Below are 20,893 nucleotides of genomic sequence, written 5' to 3' on the forward strand. Positions count from 1 at the left end.
CGAGGTGAGCGCCGCAGACCTCAGCATCTGCATCGTGGGAGCCGGACCCCGCGGCCTGTCCGTACTGGAGCGGATCTGCGCCAACGAACGATCCGCCCCCGCCCCGCGCCGGGTGACGATCCACCTCGTGGACCCCTGCCGGCCCGGCGCCGGACGCGTCTGGCGCACCGACCAGTCCCGGCTGCTGCTGATGAACACCGTCGCCTGCCAGGTGACGGTGTTCACCGACGACACAGTGGCGATGAAGGGCCCGGTGGAAGCCGGACCCGACCTGTACGAGTGGGCCCGCGCGGTCGTCCTGACCGCACCGCCCGGCCGGTTCGGTGCCGCCGTGCACGCCGAAGCGGCAGCCCTGCACCCGGACACCTACCCCACCCGCGCCTTCTACGGCAGCTACCTGCAGGACTGCTACCGGCGCATCGTGCACCTGGCCCCCGCCCACTGCCGCATCGTCGAACACCGCACCCACGCCGTGGCGTTGCGCGAGCAGACCCACACTCTGGGCGGGCCGCAGGTCCTCACCCTCGCCGACGGCACCCGCCTGCGCGACCTGGACGCCGTGATCCTCGCCCAGGGCCATCTGCCGCGCCGCCCCACCGCCGAGGAAGCCGCCTGGTCTCAGGCGGCCGCACGCCACCACCTGACCTACATCGCACCCGCCAACCCCGCCGACCTCGACCTGTCCACCCTCCCCCCCGGCCAGCCCGTCCTGATGCGCGGGCTGGGACTGAACTTCTTCGACGGCATGGCCCTGCTCACCCAAGGACGCGGCGGAACGTTCGTCCGCCGCACGGGACGGCTCACCTACCGGCCCTCCGGCCGCGAACCACTGATCTACGCCGGCTCCCGCCGCGGCGTCCCCCACCACGCGCGCGGCGAGAACGAAAAGGGCCCCACCGGCCGGCACCGGCCCCGGGTACTGACCCCCGAGACCATCGACACCCTGCGACGCCGCCGCCTGGCCGGGAAGGCGGTCCGGTTCCGTACCGACCTGTGGCCGCTGATCTGCCTGGAGGTCGAAAGCGTCTACTACGAGACGCTGCTGCGCGCCCAGGGTCGCATGCAGGAGGCGGCCGCCTTCATGCCCACCTTCCTCACCGCCGGCACGGCCACGGCCCGCCAACACCTCCTCGACGCCTACCGCATCGACCCCGCCGCACGCTGGGACTGGGACCGCATCCAACACCCCACCGCCGGGCGCCATTTCCCCGACCGCGCGAGTTTGCGCACCTGGCTGCTCGACCACCTGGCCCAGGACATCCGCCACGCGAGAGCCGGAAACGTCAACGGACCCCTCAAGGCCGCCCTGGACGTCCTGCGCGACCTGCGCAACGAAATACGCCTCGCCGTCGACCACGGCGGCCTGGACGGCGACTCCTACCGCGACGAACTGACCGGCTGGTACACCCCGCTCAACGCCTTCCTGTCCATCGGCCCACCCGTCTCCCGCATCGAGGAACTCCACGCGCTGATCGAGGCCGACATCATCCGCCCGCTGGGCCCCGGCACCCGGATCAGCCTCCACACGGACGGCGACCGGGCCGCGTTCGTCGCCACCGCCGACGGCGTGGACGCGGCCCCCGTGCACGCGAGGGCACTGATCGAGGCACGGCTGCCGGAACCCGACCTGCACCGCACCGCCGACCCCTTGCTGCGCCACCTGCTCACCACCGGCCAGGCGGCCCCCTACCGGATCGACACCACCGGCGACAGCGCTTATGAGTCGGCCGGCCTCGCCGTCTCCGCACGGCCCTACCACCTCATGGACGCCCACGGCCTGCCCCACCCACGCCGCTTCGCCTACGGCGTGCCGACCGAGTCCGTGCACTGGGTGACGGCGGCCGGCATCCGCCCCGGGGTCGACTCGGTGATCCTCGGCGACTCCGACGCCATCGCCCGCACGGTCCTCGCCCTCGGCTCCGCCCACCGCACCGTCCCCCTTCCCGGCCTCCCGTCGGACGTCCTGGAGATGACCCCATGACCCCTGCGACGAGCGGCTTCGACGGTGGCCAGGACGCCGGACTGTTCTCCCCGGTGCGGGCGGGCACGCCGGTGGAGGAGGCCGTCAGCGAGACGGCCTGGCTGCAGTGCCTGCTTAACGCCGAGGCGGCGCTCGCACGGGCCCAGGCCGCCCTGGGCACCGTCCCGGCCGCCGCCGCCCGCGCCATCACCCGCGCCGCCCGCGCCGAACGCTTCGACCTGCGCGCGCTGGCGGTGCAGGCCCGGGAGACCGCCAACCCGGTCGTGGGGCTGGTGCGCGCCCTGACCGCGGTGGTGGCCGCCGACGACCCGCAGGCCGCCGAGTACGTCCACCGCGGCTCCACCAGCCAGGACGTGCTGGACACCGGCACCATGATGATGTGCCGGCGAGCCCTGGAGCTGATCCTCGCCGACCTGCAGCGCAACGCCGCCGCACTGGCCGCGCTGGCCGGCCGGCACCGCGGCACCGTCATGGCCGGCCGCACCCTCGCCCTGCACGCCGTCCCCACCACCTTCGGCCTCAAGGCGGCCGGCTGGCACCGGCTGGTGTCGGACGCCGCCGCCCGGATCACGGCCGCCCGCGACGCCCTGCCGGTCTCCCTCGGCGGAGCCGCCGGCACCCTCGCCGGATACCTCCAGTTCGCCGTACCCGGGGCCGATGCCGTGAGCGCGGGAGAGTACGGGGAACGGCTCGTGGACGCCTTCGCCGCCGAAACCCACCTGGCCCGCCCCGTCCTGCCCTGGCACGCACTGCGCACACCGGTGGCGGACACCGCCGCGGCGCTCGCCTTCACCACCGGCGCCCTGGGCAAACTCGCCGCCGACGTCCAGGTGTTGGTGCGCACCGAGATCGCCGAGGTCGCCGAGCCCGCCGTCGCGGGCCGCGGCAGCTCCTCCGCCATGCCCCACAAACGCAACCCCGTACTGTCCACCCTGATCCGCAGCGCCGCCTTGCAGGTGCCGCTGCTGACCGCGGGCCTGACCCAGTGCCTGGTGGCCGAGGACGAACGTTCGGCCGGGGTGTGGCACGCCGAGTGGCTGCTGCTACGCGAGGCGCTGCGCCTGACGGGCGGAGCCGCCGTCACCGCCGCCGAGCTCGCCGAGGGCCTCACTCCCGACCCGGCCCGCATGCGCCACAACCTCGACCTGACCGGCAGCCAGATCGTCAGCGAACGCCTGGCCGCGGCGCTGGCCCCCAGGATCGGCAAGGGGCGCGCCAAGGACCTGCTGGCCCAGGCCTCGCACACCGCCGACGAGCAGCGCATCCCCCTGCTGGAGGTGCTGCGCACCCTGCCGGAAGTCACCGCGCACCACAGCGCCCAACAGCTGGAGCACCTGCTCGACCCCACCGCCTACGTGGGCGCCGCACCGGCCCTGACCACCCACGCACTCGACATGGCAGAGCCGGCGAGAACACCCCTGCCCACGATGCGCGCGCTCTGAGACCGACCGCCGGCCCCCACCCGTGGGCGAGGATCCGCCGCCACCGCTGCGTTCGCGCACGTGGCCGATTCGAGTCTTCCTCCAGGCCCGTCGGCGAGGCTCGAAAACAGCCGATGCGCTCTTGTCGAAGGCGGCGGCCGAGGAGGTGCGACACATCATGCGGGATGGCCCGCCGGTCACGCTCTACTGCTTCGCGCACGCCGGCGCGGGCGCGTCCGGGTTCGCGCACTGGCGCACCACCACCGGCCCCGGAGTCAACACCGTGCCCCTACCGCTGCCCGGCCGCGGCACCCGGCGCCGCGAACCCCGCCCGACCTCGCGCCAGGCACTGCTGGACGCGCTCCTTGAGCCGCTGGCCGACCAGGTCGCCGACGGCCGCCCCTACGTGCTGTACGGGCACAGCCTGGGCGGCATCGTCGCCCACACCCTCACCCGCGCCCTGATCCACCGCGGCCTGCCCGCCCCCGCCTGCCTGGCCGTCGGCGCCAGCCCCCCACCGCAGACCGCACCGACCGGCCACAACGACGACCTGAGCGACGAACGGCTGCTGCGCTTCGCCGCCGGCCTGGGCTCGGCCCCCGACGGCGCACTCGCCGCCCCCGGCAGCCTCTGGTACCGCCGCGTGCTGCCCCTGCTGCGCGACGACCTCACCCTCGCCGACGCGCTGCGCGCCGACGCGCTCGCCGACCCCTCCGGCCCGCTGCCGGTTCCGGTCCTGGCCGTCGGCGGCCAGGACGACCCTGTCGTCGGCGCGGCGGTCCTGGACGGCTGGGCCCGCTGGACCACGGGCCGGTTCATCCGGCGCACCGTCCCCGGCGACCACTTCTTCGTCCGCGGCCCGCACGCACCCCAACTGATCGGGCGCGCCTGCCGCGTGGTGCGACGCACCCGGCTCGTACCTGGGCCCCTATCTGGAGGACAACTGTGAGGGACACACGATGAGGCGGGTCGTCATCACCGGTATCGGGGTCGTGGCCCCGGGCGGCGTGGGCACCCGCGCGTTCTGGGACACGCTGACCGCGGGCCGTACCGCCACACGCGGCATCACCCTGTTCGACGCGAGCACGTTCCGCTCGCGCATCGCCGCCGAGGTGGACTTCGACCCGGCCGCCAACGGCATCGCGGCCGCCGATGCCGCCCGCCTCGACCGCGCCGCCCAGTTCGCCCTCACCAGCGCCCTGGAGGCGGTCGAGGACAGCGGACTGACCGGCGCCCTGGACCCGGTGCGCACCGGGCTCACCCTCGGCAGCGCGGTGGGCTGCACCACCGGCCTGGACAACGAGTACGGCGTGGTCAGCGAGAACGGCAGCACCTGGGAGGTCGACCACACCCGGGCCGTGGCCCACCTCTTCGACTACTTCGTGCCCAGCTCCATGGCCGCCGAAGTGGCCCTCGCCATCGGCGCCCAGGGCCCGGTCTCGCTGGTCTCCACCGGCTGCACCTCCGGCATCGACTCCGTCTGCCACGCCGTCGACCTGATCCGCGAGGGCAGCGCCGATGTGATGGTCACCGGCGCCACCGAGGCACCGATCTCTCCGATCACCGTGGCCTGCTTCGACGCCATCAAGGCCACCAGCCCCCGCAACGACGAAGCGGCCACCGCCTCGCGCCCCTTCGACCGCTCCCGCAACGGCTTCGTCCTCGGCGAGGGCTCGGCCGTGCTGGTCCTGGAGGAGTTCGAACACGCCCGGCGGCGCGGCGCCCACATCTACGCCGAGATCGCCGGGTTCGCCGGACGCAGCAACGCCTACCACATGACCGGACTCAAGAGTGACGGCGTGGAGATGGCCGAGGCGATCCGCGCGGCCCTGGACGAGGCCCGCCTGGATGCCACCGCCGTCGACTACATCAACGCCCACGGCTCGGGCACCAAGCAGAACGACCGGCACGAGACCGCCGCGTTCAAGCGCAGCCTCGGCGAGCACGCCTACCGGGTACCCGTCAGCTCCATCAAGTCAATGATCGGTCACTCGCTCGGTGCGATCGGTTCCCTGGAGATCGCCGCCAGCGCCCTGGCCATCGAGCACAACACCGTCCCGCCCACGGCCAACCTGCACGAGCCGGACCCGGCCTGCGACCTCGACTACACCCCCCTCACCGCGCGCGAACAGCGCACCGACACCGTGCTCAGCGTCGGCAGCGGCTTCGGCGGCTTCCAAAGCGCCATCGTCCTGACCCGGCCGCGACTTCAGGAGGCGGCAGCGTGACCACAGCAACCCTGGACCGTCCCACCGCCCGGCCCGGCGCCGGCCCCGTCACCGCCTCGGTCGTCACCGGCATCGGCGTCGCCGCCCCCAACGGCCTGGGCACCGAGGCCTGGTGGGCGGCGACCCTGCGCGGCGAGAGCGGCATCCGCCCGCTGACCCGCTTCGACGCCTCCCGCTACCCCGTGCGTCTCGCCGGCGAGGTCCCCGGCTTCGTCGACGACGAACACCTGCCCAGCCGGCTGCTGCCGCAGACCGATCGCGTCACCCGCCTGTCCCTGGCCGCCGCCGCCGAAGCCCTGAGCGACTGCGGCACCGACCCGGCCGCTCTGCCCGAATACGGCGCCGGAGTGGTCACCGCCTCCTCCGCGGGCGGCTTCGAGTTCGGCCAGCGCGAACTGCAGGCCCTGTGGTCCAAGGGCGGCCAGCACGTCAGCGCCTACCAGTCCTTCGCCTGGTTCTACGCCGTCAACACCGGCCAGATCTCCATCCGGCACGGCCTGCGCGGCTCCAGCGGCGTCGTCGTCGCCGAACAGGCCGGCGGCCTGGACGCCGTCGCCCACGCCCGCCGCCAGATCCGCAAGGGCGCGGCGCTGATGGTCACCGGCGGCGTCGACTCCGCCCTGTGTCCCTGGGGCTGGGCCGCCCACCTCGCCGCCGGCGAGCTGAGCCCCGTGGCCGACCCCGCCCGCGCCTACCTCCCCTTCGACGACGCCGCCACCGGCCACGTCGTCGGCGAGGGCGGCGCCCTGTTCGTCCTGGAGAGCCACGCCGCCGCCCGCGCACGTGACGCCCGCGTGTATGGGGCGTTCACCGGCTATGCGGCCACCTTCGACGGCCCCGGCACCCCGCGCCTGCAGGATGCCGCCCGGCTCGCCCTGGACGACGCCGGCCTGCTCCCTGAGGACATCGACGTCGTCTTCGCCGACGCGGCCGGCGCACGGGCTGCGGACCGTGCCGAAGCGCAGGCGCTGGCCGCCTTGTTCGGCCCCCGCGGTGTGCCGGTCACGGCACCGAAGTCGATGACCGGACGGCTGCTGGCCGGCGGAGCCTCCCTCGACGTCGCAGCCGCCCTGCTGTCCCTGCGCGACCAGGTCATCCCCCCAACCACTGGGACCACCGAACCCGCCGCCGACTGCCCCATCGACCTCGTCACCGCACCCCGCGACACGCCCGTGCGCCACACCCTGGTCCTGGCCCGCGGCCGCGGCGGCTTCAACTCGGCGGCCGTCCTCAGCGCCCTCTGACCGGGTCGCACCGCCCACGCGTGGGCTCCCGCGCACCGGGGCCGCCGGACGACATCCCCCGCGTCCGGCGGCCCCGGCCCCATTCCTCCGGATCCACCGGCCCCGCGACAGACATTCACGAATCACCAGGAAGGCACCCCATGAACGCCGCGAGCACCCCCACCGCCCGGATGAAGAACCCCGCCATGGTCCTGCCGGACGCCATGAAGGGCATCCAGACCATCTACCAGGCCATGTACCAAGGCGGCGTCGCCCCGCAGATCCTCGAACTGGTCCACCTGCGCGCCAGCCAGATCAACGGCTGCAGCGCCTGCGTGTTCGCCGGCGTGGCGGGCGCCAAGAAGCACGGGGAGAGCGACGAACGCCTGCACTCCGTGGCCGCCTGGCGCGAGGCACCGTTCTTCACCGACGCCGAACGCGCCGCCCTGGCCCTGACCGAGTGCGCCACCCGCATCGCCGACCGTACCGGCAAGGCCGTCCCCGACGAGCTCTGGAACGATGCCACGAACCACTTCACCGAGGAACAACTCTCCGCGATCATCCTCATGATCGCCCTCACCAACTTCTTCAACCGCCTCAACACCACCATCGAGGAGCCCGCCGGCACCACCTGGTAACCCGGCACCACGACCCGACGACGGGGCCGTGGCACACGCCTTGTGACAAGCGGTGGCGCTGACTGCAGGGGGAGACCCCTTCCGTCAGCGCCACCGCCGTACCCGGCCCCAACCAGAGGCCGCCCGTCAGACGGATCGGGCGTGCTCCCAGGACCCGCCGACGACCACGACAGGCTCACGCCACCTCGCACCCCGCCCCCGCACCGCCTCCAGCCGCCGCCAGTCGAGCGGCGACGCGCGACGCTCCAGCCGGTCCGCCAGCAGCCGCTCCGCCCGGTCGTACTCGCCCCCCGCGATCAGAGCGTGCAACAGCGTCTCCTCCACCACCTCCTGCTGCGCCTTGCTGGCACCCGTGCGCGCCAGCAGAGGCAGCAACGGCCGCAGCCGCCGTACCGCCTGCCGCCACTCCTTGCGCACGACGGACGACAGCGCCTCGCACAGCGGAGCGACCAGCAGCGCGAACACCGCCTGGTGGTGGGCCAGCGCATGCGCCCGCAACCGTCCCAGGGCGTCGAGATCCCCGGCTGCGGCGAGGGCCAGTGCGCCGTGCAGAGCGGCGAAACCCGTCGCCGGCGCCTCCAGCCAGTCCGGGGGAGCGGCGTGCAGCAGTTCGGCGACGGGCAACTCGCCGCTCCAGCTGTCCGTCATGCGCGCCCGCCACAGCAGCGAGGCGGAGTCGACCAGCAGCCGTCCCCCGCCCACCCGGCAGGCGATGAGCTCCTGGCGGTAGCGGCGCAGCAGCGCGGGCCGGTCATCGAGCGACAGCTCGTGCAGGGCGGCATGCCAGGCGACATGGGAGCGCTGTGCCGCCCCCTCTCCGTGCCGGCGCAGCCACTCATCCAGCCAGGCCAGGCCGGCACGGTGCTCGCCGGTCTCGTAGTACACATGAGCCCGGGCGTGGACGGCGTGCCCGGCATCCGGCTGCGCGGTCAGCGCCCGGCAGGCCAGCGTCTCGGCCTCCTCCCAGCGCTCCTGCTCCTGCCGGACGAAGGCCAGCTGCCCCAGATACCACCAGTCGTCCCCATAGCTTCCCGACAGCCCCTCGACCAGCGCCCAGGCCTCCTCGGCGGCGGTCACCCCGTTGAAGGAGACGGTCGGCACCGCCGCACTCACCGCCAGCGCGTCCCGGGGATGAGCGGCGATATGACCCAGCAGGGCCGCCTTGCCCCGCTCCTCGGTACCGGTCAGGCAGGCGTCCACCGCGGCGACCAGGCTGCGTTCACGGTCATCCGCCCGCACCTCCACTGCCCGCCGTGCGGATGCCAGCACCGCAGGCGTCTGCCCGGCGCCCCCGCGCTCGTGGCCGAGCAGCGCCAAAGCCGCGTGGCCGACGGCGAAGTCCGGATCGACGCCGACGGCTTGGCCCAGCAGCTCCTCCGCGCCGAGGCGGCCCGCCAGGATGCGCTCCAGGGCCCGGTCGTACAGCTCGGCGGCCTCGGGCGAGGTGCTCAGGCGCTGCCCGTAGCGGTCGGCCGGCGTAGGAGCACGGCGGTCGGTGAGCGTCTCCAGCACGGTGCCGGCGACCTCGGCGGCCTGCGCACGGATCTCCGGAACGGCGGTGGTCTCCAGCAGATTCCCGCGCCGCGCGGCCCCGACCGCCCACAACCGCAGGACCGGGCCACCCACCGCGGGCACCAGCCGCCCGTCGCCGGCGGTGTCCAGCCCGAGCCCGGCGGGGCCGGGACGGCCGTATCCGCCCTCCAGCAGGCAGCGCACCAGGGGAGCCATCGTGCCGCGCGAACCGGTCGGCGCCCCGGTGCAGTTGACCACCGCACCGACCCGCAGCCGCGTGCCGTCATTGAGGGAGACCTCCACCGCGCCGTCGACCGGCACGGCAGTAACCACCCGTCCGGCACGGGTGCGCAGCCGGCCCGACGCCAGCAGCGTGCGCAGCGTCGCCGCACTCGCGGGCGCCATGCGGTGGCGGTGCACCTCCCAGACCCGCAGATCCTCCTCCAGGAAGCGAGCCCGGTCGGCCACGGGCAGCTGCTGCCACAGCGCCGCCGTCACCGGGCGCAGCCCGTCCAGCGCGGGCCGCCAGTCTCCGCAGGCACGCCGGGTGGCAGACAGATGCCGCCGCACGCTACGGCGCAGCACGTCCAGACCGTGAGAACCATCCAGGCCCGGCGGCGCCTGGGCCGGCGGGGCCGCGGCAGGCAGATGCTCCTGCGGAAGCAGCCCGTGCCGGGAGACCGCATGCACCACGCGATCCGGACGGGCCAGCGAGGCGGCCACATCGACCATGGTCAGACCGGTGCCGACCAGCAGAACATCCCCCTCCCCGGTGGCGAGGCCGTCCAGAGCACCCGGTGCCCAGGGATCGGCGACGAACCGCCCCGACCCGCTCAGCTCGGCCCCGGCCCAGTCCTGCGCCGGAGCGAGACTGCCCAACGCCAGCACGGCCGCATCCACCCGCACCTCACCACCGCCGGCCAGCCGCAGAACCGCCCCGGCCCCCTGCCCGCGTACGGCGGCGACCTCGTCCTGCACCCGGTGCAGCCGGGCATGCGCGCAGGCGGCGGCGGTGCGCTCGACGACGTCGGCCAGGTACTGCCCGTACACCTGCCGGGGAACGAAGTCACCGGCCGCAGCGTGCGGGTGTCGGTCCGTCAGCCAGCGCAGGAAATGCCCGGGGTCGTCGGGAAAGGCACTCATACGGCCGGCGGGCACGTTCAGCAGGTGCCGCGGATCCCGCGTGCCGTAGGCGACACCCGGCCCGGTCCGCCCGGCCGGATCAACCAGCCATATCCCGACCCTCCGGCCGAGCCGGTCGGCCTGCCGCATCAGCTGAACCGCCGTCAACGCCCCCGCCGCACCGGCCCCGACGACCGCGACGCGGCGCATCACAGCCGCCTTCCCGCGGCGCTATCCGTGCGGGCATCCGCGCGGACGGCGGTGAAGGCCCCGCCCGCCGTACGACAGATCGAGGCGGCCGCGGGCGCGTCCCCCGTCCTCTCGCAGGCGGTCGCGGTGCCGTCACGGAAAACGACCTTGCGCATACGCACTCCTCACGCCGAACGGAGGTCTCTCACTCCAGCCCCCGGCGGCATCCTCGAGCGCCTCGCTCGACCACGGGTCGAGGAACGGTCGCGATCCAGGTGAACCCCGTTCGTCTGCCGCGGTGCATGCGGTGACTCCTCCCCCTCGTGAACGAGGGGGCTTCTCGCTATGCCGGTGCGGCTTCGCGGCGGACCAGCCCGGCCCGTAGAACGTTCAGGGCGCCCACCGTGTCGGCGTGCGCCAGGTGGCCGCAGCTAACGCAGTGGAACTTCTCCTGGGTGGGCCGGTTCTCCGCGCTGACGTGCCCGCATTCGGGGCAGGTCCGGGAGGTATTGCGGGGGTCCACGGCGATCACGTTTCGTCCGGCGCTTTCAGCCTTGGCGTGCAGGATCGTCAGGAACACCCCCCATCCGGCATCTGAGATCGAGTGGTTGAGTCCGGCCTTCGCGGCGGACCCGTTGGGCAGGAAGCTGCCTGGCGTCTCGGGGTCCGGCTTCGGCGTGGGGGCCTTGACCATGTTTCGGATCTTGAGATCCTCGTGCGCTATCAGGTCGTGGTCCCGGACCAGACCGAGCGCGGTCTTGTGGGCGTGGTCGAGGCGCTGGCGACGCACCTTGCGGTGAAGGTCGGCGACCCGCTGGACGGCCCGCTGATGATTCGCCGTCCGCTTGTCCCGGCGCACGCGCCCGAACCGGCTGAGCTTTTGCTGTGCAGGTTCGAGCTTGGCGGCTGCCTTCCGAGCGTGGCGTGGGTTCTCGACGTGCTCACCGTTGGAGGTGGTCAGGAACGAGGCGATACCCATGTCGATGCCGACCACGGACCCTGTCGCGGGGAGCGTTTCGGGCTGGGCATGCTCAGCGGTCAGGACGACGTACCAGCGCTTGCCTTCGCGCTTGACGGACACGGTCTTGACCTTGCCGGCCACGGGCCGGTGCTGGTTGACCTTGACGTGCCCGACGCCCTGGAAGCGGACGCGGATGACGGGGTCGTGCGGCGTGGAGTCCCAGCGGCAGCCGTCTCCGTCCTTGGGGAAGTCCACCGTGTCGAACCAGTTCACCCCCCGGAATCGGGGATAGCCCGGCTTGTCACCGCACTTCACGCGTCGGAAGAACGCAGCGAACGCCTTGTCCAGGCGGCGCAAGGTCGCCTGCTGCGACGAGAACGACCACCGGCCCTGGCGCTCCGGGTCGAAGGCCCGGATGTCCTTGAGTTGCGCGGACTGCTGCCCGTACTTGATCGAGGTTTTCGAGGCGTGCCGGTAGGCGTCGCGGCGTTCCTGCAAGGCGCCGTTGTAGAGCGAGCAGTGGTCGCGCAGCATCTCACCGAGCGCGGCTTGCTGGCTCGCGGTGGGCCGCATGAGGAACTTGTACGCACGGATCATCCAGCCCACCCCCCTTTTCTGCCCAGCTTGCAAGATCATACTATGCTTGGCGTATGTCGCCACGCTGGGAACCAAACCCCGAGATTCGCACCGGTCGTCACGTCATCTACAACCTGCATGCACACTTGGTGTTCGTCACGAAGTACCGGCGCGGCGTCTTCGATGACACGATGCTGAAGCGGTGCGAGGAGATCATGCGGGAGGTGTGCGCTGGTTTCGACGTTGAGATACGGGAGTTCAACGGCGAGGCCGATCACGTCCACCTGCTGGTGCACTACCCGCCGAAGGTCGCCCTGTCCAAGCTGATCAACTCCCTCAAGGGCGTTAGCTCCCGATACCTGCGGGCCGAGTACACCGGCCGGATCAACCACATCGGCATGGGTTCCGTCTTCTGGTCCCGCTCCTACTTCGCCGGCTCGTGCGGCGGCGCACCGCTCACGGTGATCCGTCAGTACATCGAGCAGCAAAAACGTCCACTGTGACCTGCGGGTCAAAGCAGTCCTGAGATGCGTTTCCCTCTCCGGCTGAAGCCGGGGATACCCGCGCAAGATCAGGGATGGACTGACGACTTCGACGGGTCGGTGGCCCGCGCGGCAGCGGTCGCCTGACAGGCGGTGAAGGCGGGAGAACAGCTCACTGTCCTGTTGCTGAAACCCGAGTTGTACGTGAGCGCCGGCATCACTCCACTGAATACGGTCCGGCCTTCGGTATGGCGGGTGGTGCCGTGCTGGGTCAGGAAGACCACGAAGGCCGACGTGTCGATGACGGTCAACGGCCCCCTCGCCCCTCGTCGATCGCCGTGAAGAACATCATCGGTGATGTACTGCGCGCTGGCTTCGCGCTCGAGCCGGGCAGCCATCTCCGCCATGGTCGGCTTGGTGGTCTCCCGGGTGATCAGTTCCTGCATGTACGCCTGGAGGGACTTCCCGGCCTGGGCGGCGAGGGTCTTGAGAACGCGGACCTGGTCTTCTGGCACGTCTCGGATGGTAAGACACTCATGTCTGCATTCTGGAGCAGAATTCTGCATCATCCAGAAGTCGATGGCGGTCCGGCGTATATACCGGGAGAACTCCGCTGAGGGCCACGCCCCATTGCAGCCGGCGCTGGCCTGCATCGTCAGGTTGTCCCGCAGGGCGGCCCCGGTCTGCAGGAGGAGCTTCGGCGACTTTCCTTGGGGTCGAGAAAGCGGTCCAACCGCACCACTTTGATACCGGTCAGGTATCATCTCTGTATGGCGATGACACTCCGACTCCCGGACGACCTCGATGCGAAGCTCACCGAGCGTGCCCGTCGTGAGGGTCGCAGCAAGCAGGAACTCGCCATCGAGGCTATTCGTGAGGCTCAGGATCGGGCCGAGTTGAAGGTTGGCGACGTCCTGGCTGAGCTCATGAACAGTGACGCGGAGATCCTGGACTACCTGAAGTGACCGAGGTGCGCTACCTCCAGATCGACGAGATTCTGACCATCGCCCGCGCGGTCAACGGTACCGAGCACAGCGTGCGTGACATGGGGCTTCTGGTGTCGGCGATCGAGCGGCCCCGGACCAACGTGTTCGGGGCCGAGCTGTATCCCACTCTGCATGAGAAGGCTGCGGCGCTGCTGCACTCCGTCGCCCGCAATCACGCTCTGATCGACGGCAATAAACGCACTGCCTGGCTCGCCATGCGCGTCTTCCTGCGGTTCAACGGCGTCAAAGCCGAGACGGTCCCGCCGCCCGTCTCCGTGGCAGGCCCGTTCGTCGAGGAAGTCGCGCAGGACAACATTGACGTACCGGTCATCGCCAAACGCCTGGCGACCTGGTTCCCCATTTCCTGACGATGTCGTCAGGCTGGTCCCACCGGCGATATCGCAGCTGTCCCGCGAGGGCCTTGCGGTCCGTGTAGACGTCGCCATGCGCACCGAACCTGGAAGGTCCTGACCCGACCGGGCGGCTCTGTTCGCTAGTTCGCGCCGCTGGGTGGCCCACTCCTGAAGAATGGCGATCTTGCACAGGAAGTGGTCGAACGCGGTCGCCCGCGACACGTCTGCCCGGTCCGGGCTGTTCCGGCAGTGCTCGCGCTCCGCGGCACTTCCCGCCTGGCCGACGTGTTTGCCCGCGACCCGTCATCCTCCTGCCCGTCAGGTGCCCGGCGGATCAGATGCGCCAGGAACGCAGCGCCTCGGCGACGGCGTAGACGTTCAGACGGCTGTCGCGGATCTTGCGGACGAGGTCGGACAGGGCGCCGTAGGATGGATCGGTCGTCACGGAAAGTGCGTGTAAGATCGCGCTCCGCTTAAGATGACGTGGTGAAGTTCGTGCTGGTGCCGGGTGGTTGGCAGGGCGGGTGGGCGTTCGACGCGGTGGCGGCCGAGCTGCACCGCGAGGGTCACCAGGCCGAGGCGGTGACGCTGGCGGGGCTGGAGCCGGACGGGCCGGCCGACAGGGACCGGCCGCCGAATCTCGACACCCACATCGACCAGGTCGCCGAGATCATCGACCGCGGCGGTGACGGGCCCGTGGCGTTGTGCGGGCACAGCTACGGCGGGATGGTGATCGCCGGTGTCGCGGACCGGCTCGGCGACCGTCTCGATCAGCTCGTCTTCATCGACGCCTACGTTCCGCAGGACGGTGACTCGTGCTGGTCCCTGACCAGTGACCGGTTCCGGGAGCTGTTCATGGACGGTGCCCGCGACGACGGTCGCTGGGTCGCGGTGCCCTGCGGGGCCGACCCGCGTGCCCGGCCGCATCCGCTGGCGAGCTTCCTGCAGGCGCTCAGACTGCACGGTGATCCCGGGCGCGCGGTCGGCCGTACGTTCATCAGTGGGGGCGCGTGGCCGGGCAGCCCCTTCACGGCCGTGACCGAACGGCTGCGCCGCGACGCGGGCTGGCGGGTGCACGAGATTGCCGTCGGCCACAACATCGCCCGGCACGATCCGGCCGGTCTCGCAGCAGTCCTTGGGGCGCTTCCGCCGGCCGGTGCGGGCGCGTGACGCGGATGCGCGGCCCGGGCCGGGAGCCGGCGCTCGGCACGCCGCCGCCGCGGGTCACTCGCGGGCCGCGGCCGTGCTGCTCATGTCGGCGTAGCGGGTGCCGGCCACCTGCGCCGCCAGCGGTTCGAGCGCGCTCAGTTCGGCCGCGGACAGGGTGAGCGCCGCCGCCGCGGCGTTCTCCCGCAGCCGGGAAGACTTGCGGGAGCCGGGGATGGGCAGAACGGTGAGGCCGTGTACGCGGGACTGCTGGTGCAGCCAGGCCAGCGCGATCTGGGCGGGGGTCGCGGCGTGGTCCGCGGCGATCGCGCGGACCGTTTCGAGGAGCGCGTGGTTGGTGCGGGCCTGCTCGCCGGTGAACCGGGGCATCGCCAACCGGGCGTCGCCCGGGCCCAGTTCGCTGCTGTCGGGCAGTGCCCCGGTGAGCAGACCACGGCCCAGGGGCGAGTACGCCACGAACGCCACGCCGAGTTCCGCGGCCGCGGGGACCGCCGAGGTCTCGACGTCGCGGCTGAAGAGCGACCACTCGGACTGCAGCGCGGTGATCGGGTGGACGGCGTGGGCCGCCCGCAGTTCGGGGCCGGTCACCTCGCAGAGCCCCAAGTGGCGGACCTTGCCCTCCTGGACGAGCTCCGCCATCGCGCCCACGGTCTCCTCCAGGGGGACCGAGGGGTCGCGGCGGTGCGCGTAGTACAGGTCGATCGTGTCGATGCCGAGGCGCTTCAGGCTCGCCTCGGCACACTGGCGGACGTAGGCACGGTCGCCGCGGACCTGGTTCCAGGTCCGGCTGCCCGGCCGGCGCACGATGCCGAACTTCGTGGCGAGGAAGACCCGTTCGCGGTGGGCGCGGACGAAGGGCCCGAGGAGCACCTCGTTGCCGCCGTCCCCGTACAGATCGGCGGTGTCGAACATGGTGATGCCCGCATCGAGGGCGGCCTGCAGGGTTTGCTGCGCCTGGGCCGGCGTGCTGGGTCCGTAGACCTCGCTGAAGCCCATGCAGCCCAGGCCCTGCGCGCCGACTAACGGCCCGTTGGTGCCGAGGGGAACGGCCGGGAGGGTGAGGGCAGGCATGCGAAGGCTCTCCTTGTCTCGGTGGGTGGCCGGGAGGGTGCGGATCTCAGGCGTGGCGGGGGAGGGTGATGTCGATGATCTCCTGTACGCGGTCGGTGAGATCCTCGCGATTGCGCTGGACCCAGGAGATGTGCTGGCTGCCGAAGAACGCGGCGACGATGACCCGTGCCATGGCGGCGATGTCGGTGGTGGGCCGCACCGTGCCCTCCTCCTGGGCCTGCGCCAGGAGCTCGGTGATGAGCTGGGTGAACCCGCTGAACGGCGTCGGCATGTCGGCATCGACCAGGTTCCGTTCGATCTGCAGCCGGGCGCCGGCCTGCATGACCGGGTTGTCCCGCAGGGCGATCGCGGTCTGCAGGAGGAGTTCGGCGACCGCGTCGAGCGGCGGGAGCTGCCTGGCCGTCACCGAGTCGGCGATGGCGGGCAGCTGTGTGTAGAACTCCTCGGTGACCGCGACGGCCACCGCCTCCTTGTTGGTGAAGTGGAAGTAGACGGCTCCCTTGGTCATCTCGGCGAGGTCGGCGATGTCCTGGAGTGTGACGGCGGGGAACCCCTTCGCGGCGAACGCTGTGGCGGCGGCGTCGAGAAGCAGCCTCCGGGTGCGGCCGGCCCGTTCCTGCTTGAGCTCCCGCGGCGCGGCCTTGCCCACGGTGGCTGTCCGGAGATGCTTGCTCATGATCCCTCTTCCGTACGTCTCTGCGGTGCCCGGTGCGCATGCCACGCACGAGATGGGTTCCTTGCAAGATACCTCTGCGAAGGTATATTTTCACGTTGCGCCACCACGGTATTCCCGAACCCGATGGGGGAGAGACCATGGACCAGTTGTACGAACTGTCGACCAGGGTCCCAGGTGAAACGGGCACCGCAGTAGTGGATGCCTCTTTGAAGTTTCTTCAACCGGTCTCCCGGCAGCTGGTCCACCGGGCCGCCGTCGCGGAGGTCTTCATCACGGACGCCCTGCAGGTGAGCCAGGACCGGTTCCTCGTGGGAGCCCAGTGGCCCCGGGACCACGCTCTGTACTATCCCGACGCTCAGGGCATGAGCGACCCGCTGCTGCTGACCGAGACGGTGCGTCAGGCCCTGGTCTACCTGGCGCACGAGTACTGCGGAATTCCGCTCGGGCATCGCTTCGTCGGCAGCGACACCCACTTCGAGATCACTGACCACGAGGCCCTTGCGGTCGGCGACACTCCCTTGCACGTCACTCTGGACGTCCAGTGGTCGTGGGTGGCGAACAGGCCGCCCCGGCGCTTCGGTATGCGGGTGGACGCGGTGGTCTCCGTGGCCGGGCGCGAGTGCGCCCGGGCCGGACTGAGCGTCTACGCCGTCGACGAGGAGCTGTACCGGCGGTTGCGCTGGCGGGGCAGGCAGGGGCAGGACCCGGACGAGGCCGCCCGCGGCGGGCACTGCGCCGCAACTCGCCTGCCGGCGGCGGACGTCGGCCGGCTGCGGGCCAAGGACAGCGTGCTGGGCCGCACGGAGGCGGGGGAGTGGCAGCTGCTGGTCGATCTCCATCACGCCGTGCTCTTCGACCACCCCGGAGACCACATACCGCTGATGGTCACCCTGGAAGGCGCCCGCCAGCTGGGCCACCGCCTGCTCCACCACCGCCACGACGCTCCGGCGCAAGCGGTACTGCGCGCCGTCCAGGTGGACTGCCCCGCCTTCGCCGACCTGCACGAACCGGTGCGGCTGTGCGCCGAGTTGCAGCCGCCGGCGACCGCGTCGGACGTCACGAGGCTGCGCATCGCGGCCGTCCAGCGGGAGGACACCGTCGCCACGGTCACCATGGAGTGGCTGCCGCGGGTCATGCCCGCCGCGCCCGAGGAGGTCACCTTCTCCTCTGACCGGGTCGGCTCCGTCGCGGCCGTGTAGCAAAGGCCCACGGCACCCGGTGACGGCCGCGAGTGCCTCCCCTGCGTGGACGCGCACCGAAGCGCAGGTGTGCGGGGAGCGTTCCTTCTCTCGCGGCATCCCCACCTCCGAGTAAGAAACCGTTGAGAAAGTATTTTTCCACATCCGTGTCCGGCTCGACAAGGAGCTGAACCATGCTCGATCATGCTGAGCCGCAACAAAGGCAGCGATCCCGCCCTTCCCGTCCGCAGCGAACGGGCGGCGGGCTCGCCGAGGACGCCGTCCTGCGTGCCGCCCGGGCGGCAGGACGTGCCGCCGCGGCGGCGGACCGGGACCGGCGGCTGGCTCCCGGGGTCGTGACCGCACTGAAAGAGGCCGGTGTCGCACGGCACTTCGTGCCCCGCCGATGGGGCGGCCGGGAGGGCGGCTTCGCCGACCTGATCACCGCCACGGCGCTGATCGCCGGACAGTGCCCCTCGGCGGCCTGGTGCGGCATGCTCTGGGCCGCGCACGGGCGCTACGCCGCCAGGCTGCCCGAAGAGGGACAGCGGGAGCTGTGGGGGAAGGGGCCCGACACACTGATCGCCGCGGCCCTGGCCCCGCCCGCCGGAGCGGCCCGCCCGGTACCGGGCGGCTGGCTGCTGGAGGGCCGGTGGGAGTGCGTCAGCGGCGTGGACTTCTCCCAGTGGGTCCTGCTCGCGGCCCCGGTCGACGACGCCCCGGTCGAGGCCGGTGCCACCCCCGCCGGTCCGGTGCAGGCCGCGGCATGGGTCCTGGCGGTGCCGCGCTCCGAGGTGATCGTGCACGACACCTGGCGCAGCACCGGGCTGCGCGGCACCGGCAGCAACTCCGTGGAGGTACGCGGGGTGTTCGTCCCCGACCGGCGCGCCTGCCCGCTGGGCGACGTGCTCGCCGCCGTGGTCGAGCCGGGCGCCTCCCCGGCGCGCCAGGCATCCGCGCATCTGGCCGGCGGCGCGATGTTCTGCGCGACGGCGCTGGGTGCGGCCCGGCTCGCCCTGCGGTCCTGGGCGCGCTGGGCGACGACGCCGCCCGCCGGGCGCCCGGCGGCGCTGGGCGACCCGGCCGTCCAGCGGGTGCTGGCGCGCTCCGCCGGCGAGATCGACGCCGTGGCCCTGCTGTTGGAGCGGGTCGGTGCCAGTGCGGACGCCGAGCCGACCGCGTCACGCGTCGAGGCGGTCAACCGGCGTGACGCCGCGGTGGCGGCCGAGTTACTGGTGGAGGCCGTCGAGCGACTGTTCAGGGCGGGTGGCGTCCACGCCCGGGACGACACCAGCGAGGTCCAGCGGGCCTGGCGGGACACGCACACGGCGGCGGCGCACGGCGCCCTGCGGCTGGACGCCGCGGCCGGCGCGTACGCCGCCTGGGGCGAGGGCGAGTGGTCGGCGCCGATGCCATGGGAGCCGCGGTGAGCCGGCCGCCCCTCCTGGTTTTCAGCGACGTGGACGAGACACTCATCGCAGGGAAGTCGATGTTCGACTTCCTCGCGTACTACCTCCGCGCCACCCGCGGAACACCAGGCGCCCGCCACGCGGCAGACGTCCGACAGGAGCTGTCCCGCCGCACGTCCGCCGGTGCGCCCCGGGAAGCCATGAACCGCCTGTACTACCGCACCTGGGCGGGCGAGCCCGCCGCCCGGGTCGAGGAGCTGGCCCGGGCCTGGTACGCCGAGCGGTCGGGGGCTCCCGGCTTCTACCTGGCCGCCACGCGCCGGGCGCTGGAACTGCACCGCGCCGCGGGGGACACGGTGATCCTGGTGTCCGGATCTTTCCCCGCGGTCCTCGCGCCCATCGCCGCCGAGGTGGGTGCGACGCGCCTGCTGTGTTCGGTCCCCGAGGTCCACGACGGCGTCCTGACCGGCCGGCTCGTGGGTGATCCCTGTATCGGAGAGGCAAAGCGCGCGGCGGTCCGCGCCATGCTGCAAAGCCGGCCGGCCCTGGACCCGGCGCAGTGCTTCGCGTACGGGGACCACGTCTCGGACCTGCCGATGCTGGCGGAGGTGGGCAACCCGGTCATCGTCGGCGGCTCGGCGCGGCTGCGGGCGCGGCTGCCGCGGGCGCGGGTGCTGCACCCGCAGGCCGTGGAGGACGTCCTCGCCCTCCTGCGCCCCACGCGGGAGCAGAGCGGCGAGGAGTTCCACCGGGCCGGTGTCTGACCTGCCCGGTGAGCGGGCGCGTGCCTCGGTGCGCGCCCGCTTCGTACGTAACGGCGCGGGGGAAGGACGCCGTCCGCGCGGTGAGCGGGCGGGCGCATCTCGCCTCCCTGTGCGGTCATGTGACGGTGTTTCAGCCCGGCGCGGGCGCGGACAGGGTCGCCCACAGGTCGTCGAACCGCCGTGCCGCGTCGGCGTCGTCGGCGGGCACGGGATGGGGGATCCCGAAGAAGACCGCCATCAGCAGGCGGGCCACGGCCTGCGGGGACAGTCCGCCCGCGCTCCCGTCGTCGGCCTGCGTCTGCGCGACGGCACGGGCCAGCAGCAGGCAGATCCGCTCCACCAGCCCGTCATCGTCGCGGTCCAGGGAGGGGACCTCCACGGCGAGCCGCAACGCGGACCGGGCCCGCGCGTCCTGGCGCAGGTGCCGGGTGAGGTCCAGGACGGTCTCGCGCAGCGTGTCGACGGCCGGCGGTCCCGGCCGGCCGGCCCGCGCCGCACGCAGGCTCAGCTCGGCCCCGGCCTCCTCGACCAGCGCCGCCGCCAGCTCCTCCTTGGAGGAGAAGTGACCGTACAGCGCGCCCTTGGTCATGCCGGTGCGCTTGACCACATCGAGCAGCGTCGTGCCCATGTAGCCGTACGCGGCGAACTCCTCGGCCGCCGCGTCGAGCACCTGCGCCCGTGTGCGCACTGCACGCTTTTGAACCATGCCGAGCCTCCACCCGAATAAAAACCTTTAGAAAGGTATGTTCTGTGGCGCCGCACCGCCGACCGCATTGACCTGACCTTATCCAGGTGTCACCGGAGCGCGGCGATATCCCGCCACGGCCGCGCTCCGCCCCGGCCCGGCCACTCCAGGGCCGGGGCCGGGGCGGAGCGCGAAGGCCGCCACCTGCGTCCCTTCCGGGCGGCGGTGCGCTGCGCGGGCACGGCGGCGGACTCCCGCAGGGCCCGCGCAC

20 protein-coding genes are annotated in these 20,893 nt (G+C 72.3%); 13 read left to right on the plus strand and 7 right to left on the minus strand.

Annotated elements, in window-relative coordinates; translation table 11 throughout:
• The first annotated feature begins 4 nt into the window (after positions 1 to 4).
• The 6 genes from FBY22_RS19155 (at position 5) to FBY22_RS19180 (ending at position 7,491) form a co-directional block, all read left to right on the plus strand.
• Entirely contained in the window at positions 5 to 1,981 is a 1,977-nt protein-coding gene (locus FBY22_RS19155) for an FAD/NAD(P)-binding domain-containing protein (RefSeq protein ID WP_142147073.1), read from the plus strand.
• Entirely contained in the window at positions 1,978 to 3,423 is a 1,446-nt protein-coding gene (locus FBY22_RS19160) for a lyase family protein (protein ID WP_142147075.1), read from the plus strand. The genes FBY22_RS19155 and FBY22_RS19160 overlap by 4 nt, the downstream gene beginning before the upstream one ends.
• 157 nt (positions 3,424 to 3,580) lie before the next feature.
• Positions 3,581 to 4,351: a thioesterase II family protein gene (locus tag FBY22_RS19165; protein ID WP_142147077.1), complete on the plus strand. Its 771-nt coding sequence runs from the start codon at positions 3,581 to 3,583 to the stop codon at positions 4,349 to 4,351.
• Between the two features lie 10 nt (positions 4,352 to 4,361).
• Complete coding sequence (locus FBY22_RS19170) at positions 4,362 to 5,630, plus strand: beta-ketoacyl synthase (RefSeq protein ID WP_142147079.1); 1,269 nt, start codon at positions 4,362 to 4,364, stop codon at positions 5,628 to 5,630.
• Positions 5,627 to 6,874 carry a ketosynthase chain-length factor gene (locus FBY22_RS19175; protein WP_174267174.1) on the plus strand — a complete coding sequence of 416 codons (1,248 nt, stop codon included), beginning with the start codon at positions 5,627 to 5,629 and terminating at the stop codon, positions 6,872 to 6,874. Before FBY22_RS19170 ends, FBY22_RS19175 begins: the two co-directional genes overlap by 4 nt.
• A 140-nt stretch (positions 6,875 to 7,014) precedes the next feature.
• A complete protein-coding gene (locus FBY22_RS19180) occupies positions 7,015 to 7,491 on the plus strand; it encodes a carboxymuconolactone decarboxylase family protein (protein WP_142147081.1) in 477 nt (158 codons plus the stop codon).
• A gap of 126 nt (positions 7,492 to 7,617) precedes the next feature.
• On the opposite strand, the gene FBY22_RS19185 is transcribed toward FBY22_RS19180, so the two are convergent.
• From FBY22_RS19185 to FBY22_RS19190, 3 genes are all read right to left on the minus strand, one after another.
• Positions 7,618 to 10,335, minus strand: coding sequence for an FAD/NAD(P)-binding protein (locus FBY22_RS19185; protein WP_142147083.1), 2,718 nt, complete (start codon positions 10,333 to 10,335; stop codon positions 7,618 to 7,620).
• Positions 10,335 to 10,490, minus strand: a complete 156-nt coding sequence (locus FBY22_RS43920; protein WP_160159905.1) for a hypothetical protein — start codon at positions 10,488 to 10,490, stop codon at positions 10,335 to 10,337. The genes FBY22_RS19185 and FBY22_RS43920 overlap by 1 nt, the downstream gene beginning before the upstream one ends.
• Positions 10,491 to 10,657: 167 nt before the next feature.
• Positions 10,658 to 11,872 (minus strand): RNA-guided endonuclease TnpB family protein, encoded by a 1,215-nt coding sequence (locus FBY22_RS19190; RefSeq protein WP_142147085.1) that lies wholly within the window; start codon positions 11,870 to 11,872, stop codon positions 10,658 to 10,660.
• Between the two features lie 53 nt (positions 11,873 to 11,925).
• On the opposite strand from FBY22_RS19190, the gene tnpA reads away from it, so the two are divergent.
• On the plus strand, positions 11,926 to 12,354 hold the full coding sequence (tnpA, locus tag FBY22_RS19195) for an IS200/IS605 family transposase (RefSeq protein WP_142147086.1): 429 nt from the start codon (positions 11,926 to 11,928) through the stop codon (positions 12,352 to 12,354).
• A gap of 68 nt (positions 12,355 to 12,422) precedes the next feature.
• On the opposite strand, the gene FBY22_RS45130 is transcribed toward tnpA, so the two are convergent.
• Complete coding sequence (locus FBY22_RS45130) at positions 12,423 to 12,848, minus strand: hypothetical protein (RefSeq protein ID WP_260844935.1); 426 nt, start codon at positions 12,846 to 12,848, stop codon at positions 12,423 to 12,425.
• Between the two features lie 255 nt (positions 12,849 to 13,103).
• On the opposite strand from FBY22_RS45130, the gene FBY22_RS19210 reads away from it, so the two are divergent.
• The 3 genes from FBY22_RS19210 to FBY22_RS19225 all read left to right on the plus strand — a co-directional run bounded on the left by FBY22_RS19210 (position 13,104) and on the right by FBY22_RS19225 (position 14,842).
• Complete coding sequence (locus FBY22_RS19210; RefSeq protein WP_142147090.1) at positions 13,104 to 13,298, plus strand: ribbon-helix-helix protein, CopG family; 195 nt, start codon at positions 13,104 to 13,106, stop codon at positions 13,296 to 13,298.
• Positions 13,295 to 13,687: a type II toxin-antitoxin system death-on-curing family toxin gene (locus FBY22_RS19215; protein WP_142147092.1), complete on the plus strand. Its 393-nt coding sequence runs from the start codon at positions 13,295 to 13,297 to the stop codon at positions 13,685 to 13,687. Before FBY22_RS19210 ends, FBY22_RS19215 begins: the two co-directional genes overlap by 4 nt.
• A 471-nt stretch (positions 13,688 to 14,158) precedes the next feature.
• Positions 14,159 to 14,842, plus strand: coding sequence for an alpha/beta fold hydrolase (locus FBY22_RS19225; protein WP_260844936.1), 684 nt, complete (start codon positions 14,159 to 14,161; stop codon positions 14,840 to 14,842).
• Positions 14,843 to 14,896: 54 nt separating this feature from the next.
• On the opposite strand, the gene FBY22_RS19230 is transcribed toward FBY22_RS19225, so the two are convergent.
• Both FBY22_RS19230 and FBY22_RS19235 read right to left on the minus strand, forming a co-directional pair.
• The gene (locus FBY22_RS19230; protein ID WP_142147093.1) at positions 14,897 to 15,910 is read right to left on the minus strand and encodes an aldo/keto reductase; all 1,014 of its coding nucleotides are present in this window, start codon (positions 15,908 to 15,910) and stop codon (positions 14,897 to 14,899) included.
• Between the two features lie 46 nt (positions 15,911 to 15,956).
• A complete protein-coding gene (locus FBY22_RS19235; RefSeq protein WP_142147095.1) occupies positions 15,957 to 16,586 on the minus strand; it encodes a ScbR family autoregulator-binding transcription factor in 630 nt (209 codons plus the stop codon).
• 206 nt (positions 16,587 to 16,792) lie between these two features.
• On the opposite strand from FBY22_RS19235, the gene FBY22_RS19240 reads away from it, so the two are divergent.
• The 3 genes from FBY22_RS19240 (at position 16,793) to FBY22_RS19250 (ending at position 19,937) form a co-directional block, all read left to right on the plus strand.
• Positions 16,793 to 17,785, plus strand: coding sequence for a ScbA/BarX family gamma-butyrolactone biosynthesis protein (locus FBY22_RS19240; RefSeq protein WP_160159906.1), 993 nt, complete (start codon positions 16,793 to 16,795; stop codon positions 17,783 to 17,785).
• Between the two features lie 173 nt (positions 17,786 to 17,958).
• Positions 17,959 to 19,194 (plus strand): acyl-CoA dehydrogenase family protein, encoded by a 1,236-nt coding sequence (locus tag FBY22_RS19245; protein WP_142147099.1) that lies wholly within the window; start codon positions 17,959 to 17,961, stop codon positions 19,192 to 19,194.
• On the plus strand, positions 19,191 to 19,937 hold the full coding sequence (locus FBY22_RS19250) for an HAD family phosphatase (protein WP_260844938.1): 747 nt from the start codon (positions 19,191 to 19,193) through the stop codon (positions 19,935 to 19,937). The genes FBY22_RS19245 and FBY22_RS19250 overlap by 4 nt, the downstream gene beginning before the upstream one ends.
• Positions 19,938 to 20,067: 130 nt before the next feature.
• On the opposite strand, the gene FBY22_RS19255 is transcribed toward FBY22_RS19250, so the two are convergent.
• A complete protein-coding gene (locus FBY22_RS19255) occupies positions 20,068 to 20,643 on the minus strand; it encodes a TetR/AcrR family transcriptional regulator (protein ID WP_142147103.1) in 576 nt (191 codons plus the stop codon).
• Positions 20,644 to 20,893 lie beyond the last annotated feature (250 nt).

Source organism: Streptomyces sp. SLBN-31 (assembly GCF_006715395.1).
In the GTDB taxonomy this organism is placed as follows: domain Bacteria; phylum Actinomycetota; class Actinomycetes; order Streptomycetales; family Streptomycetaceae; genus Streptomyces.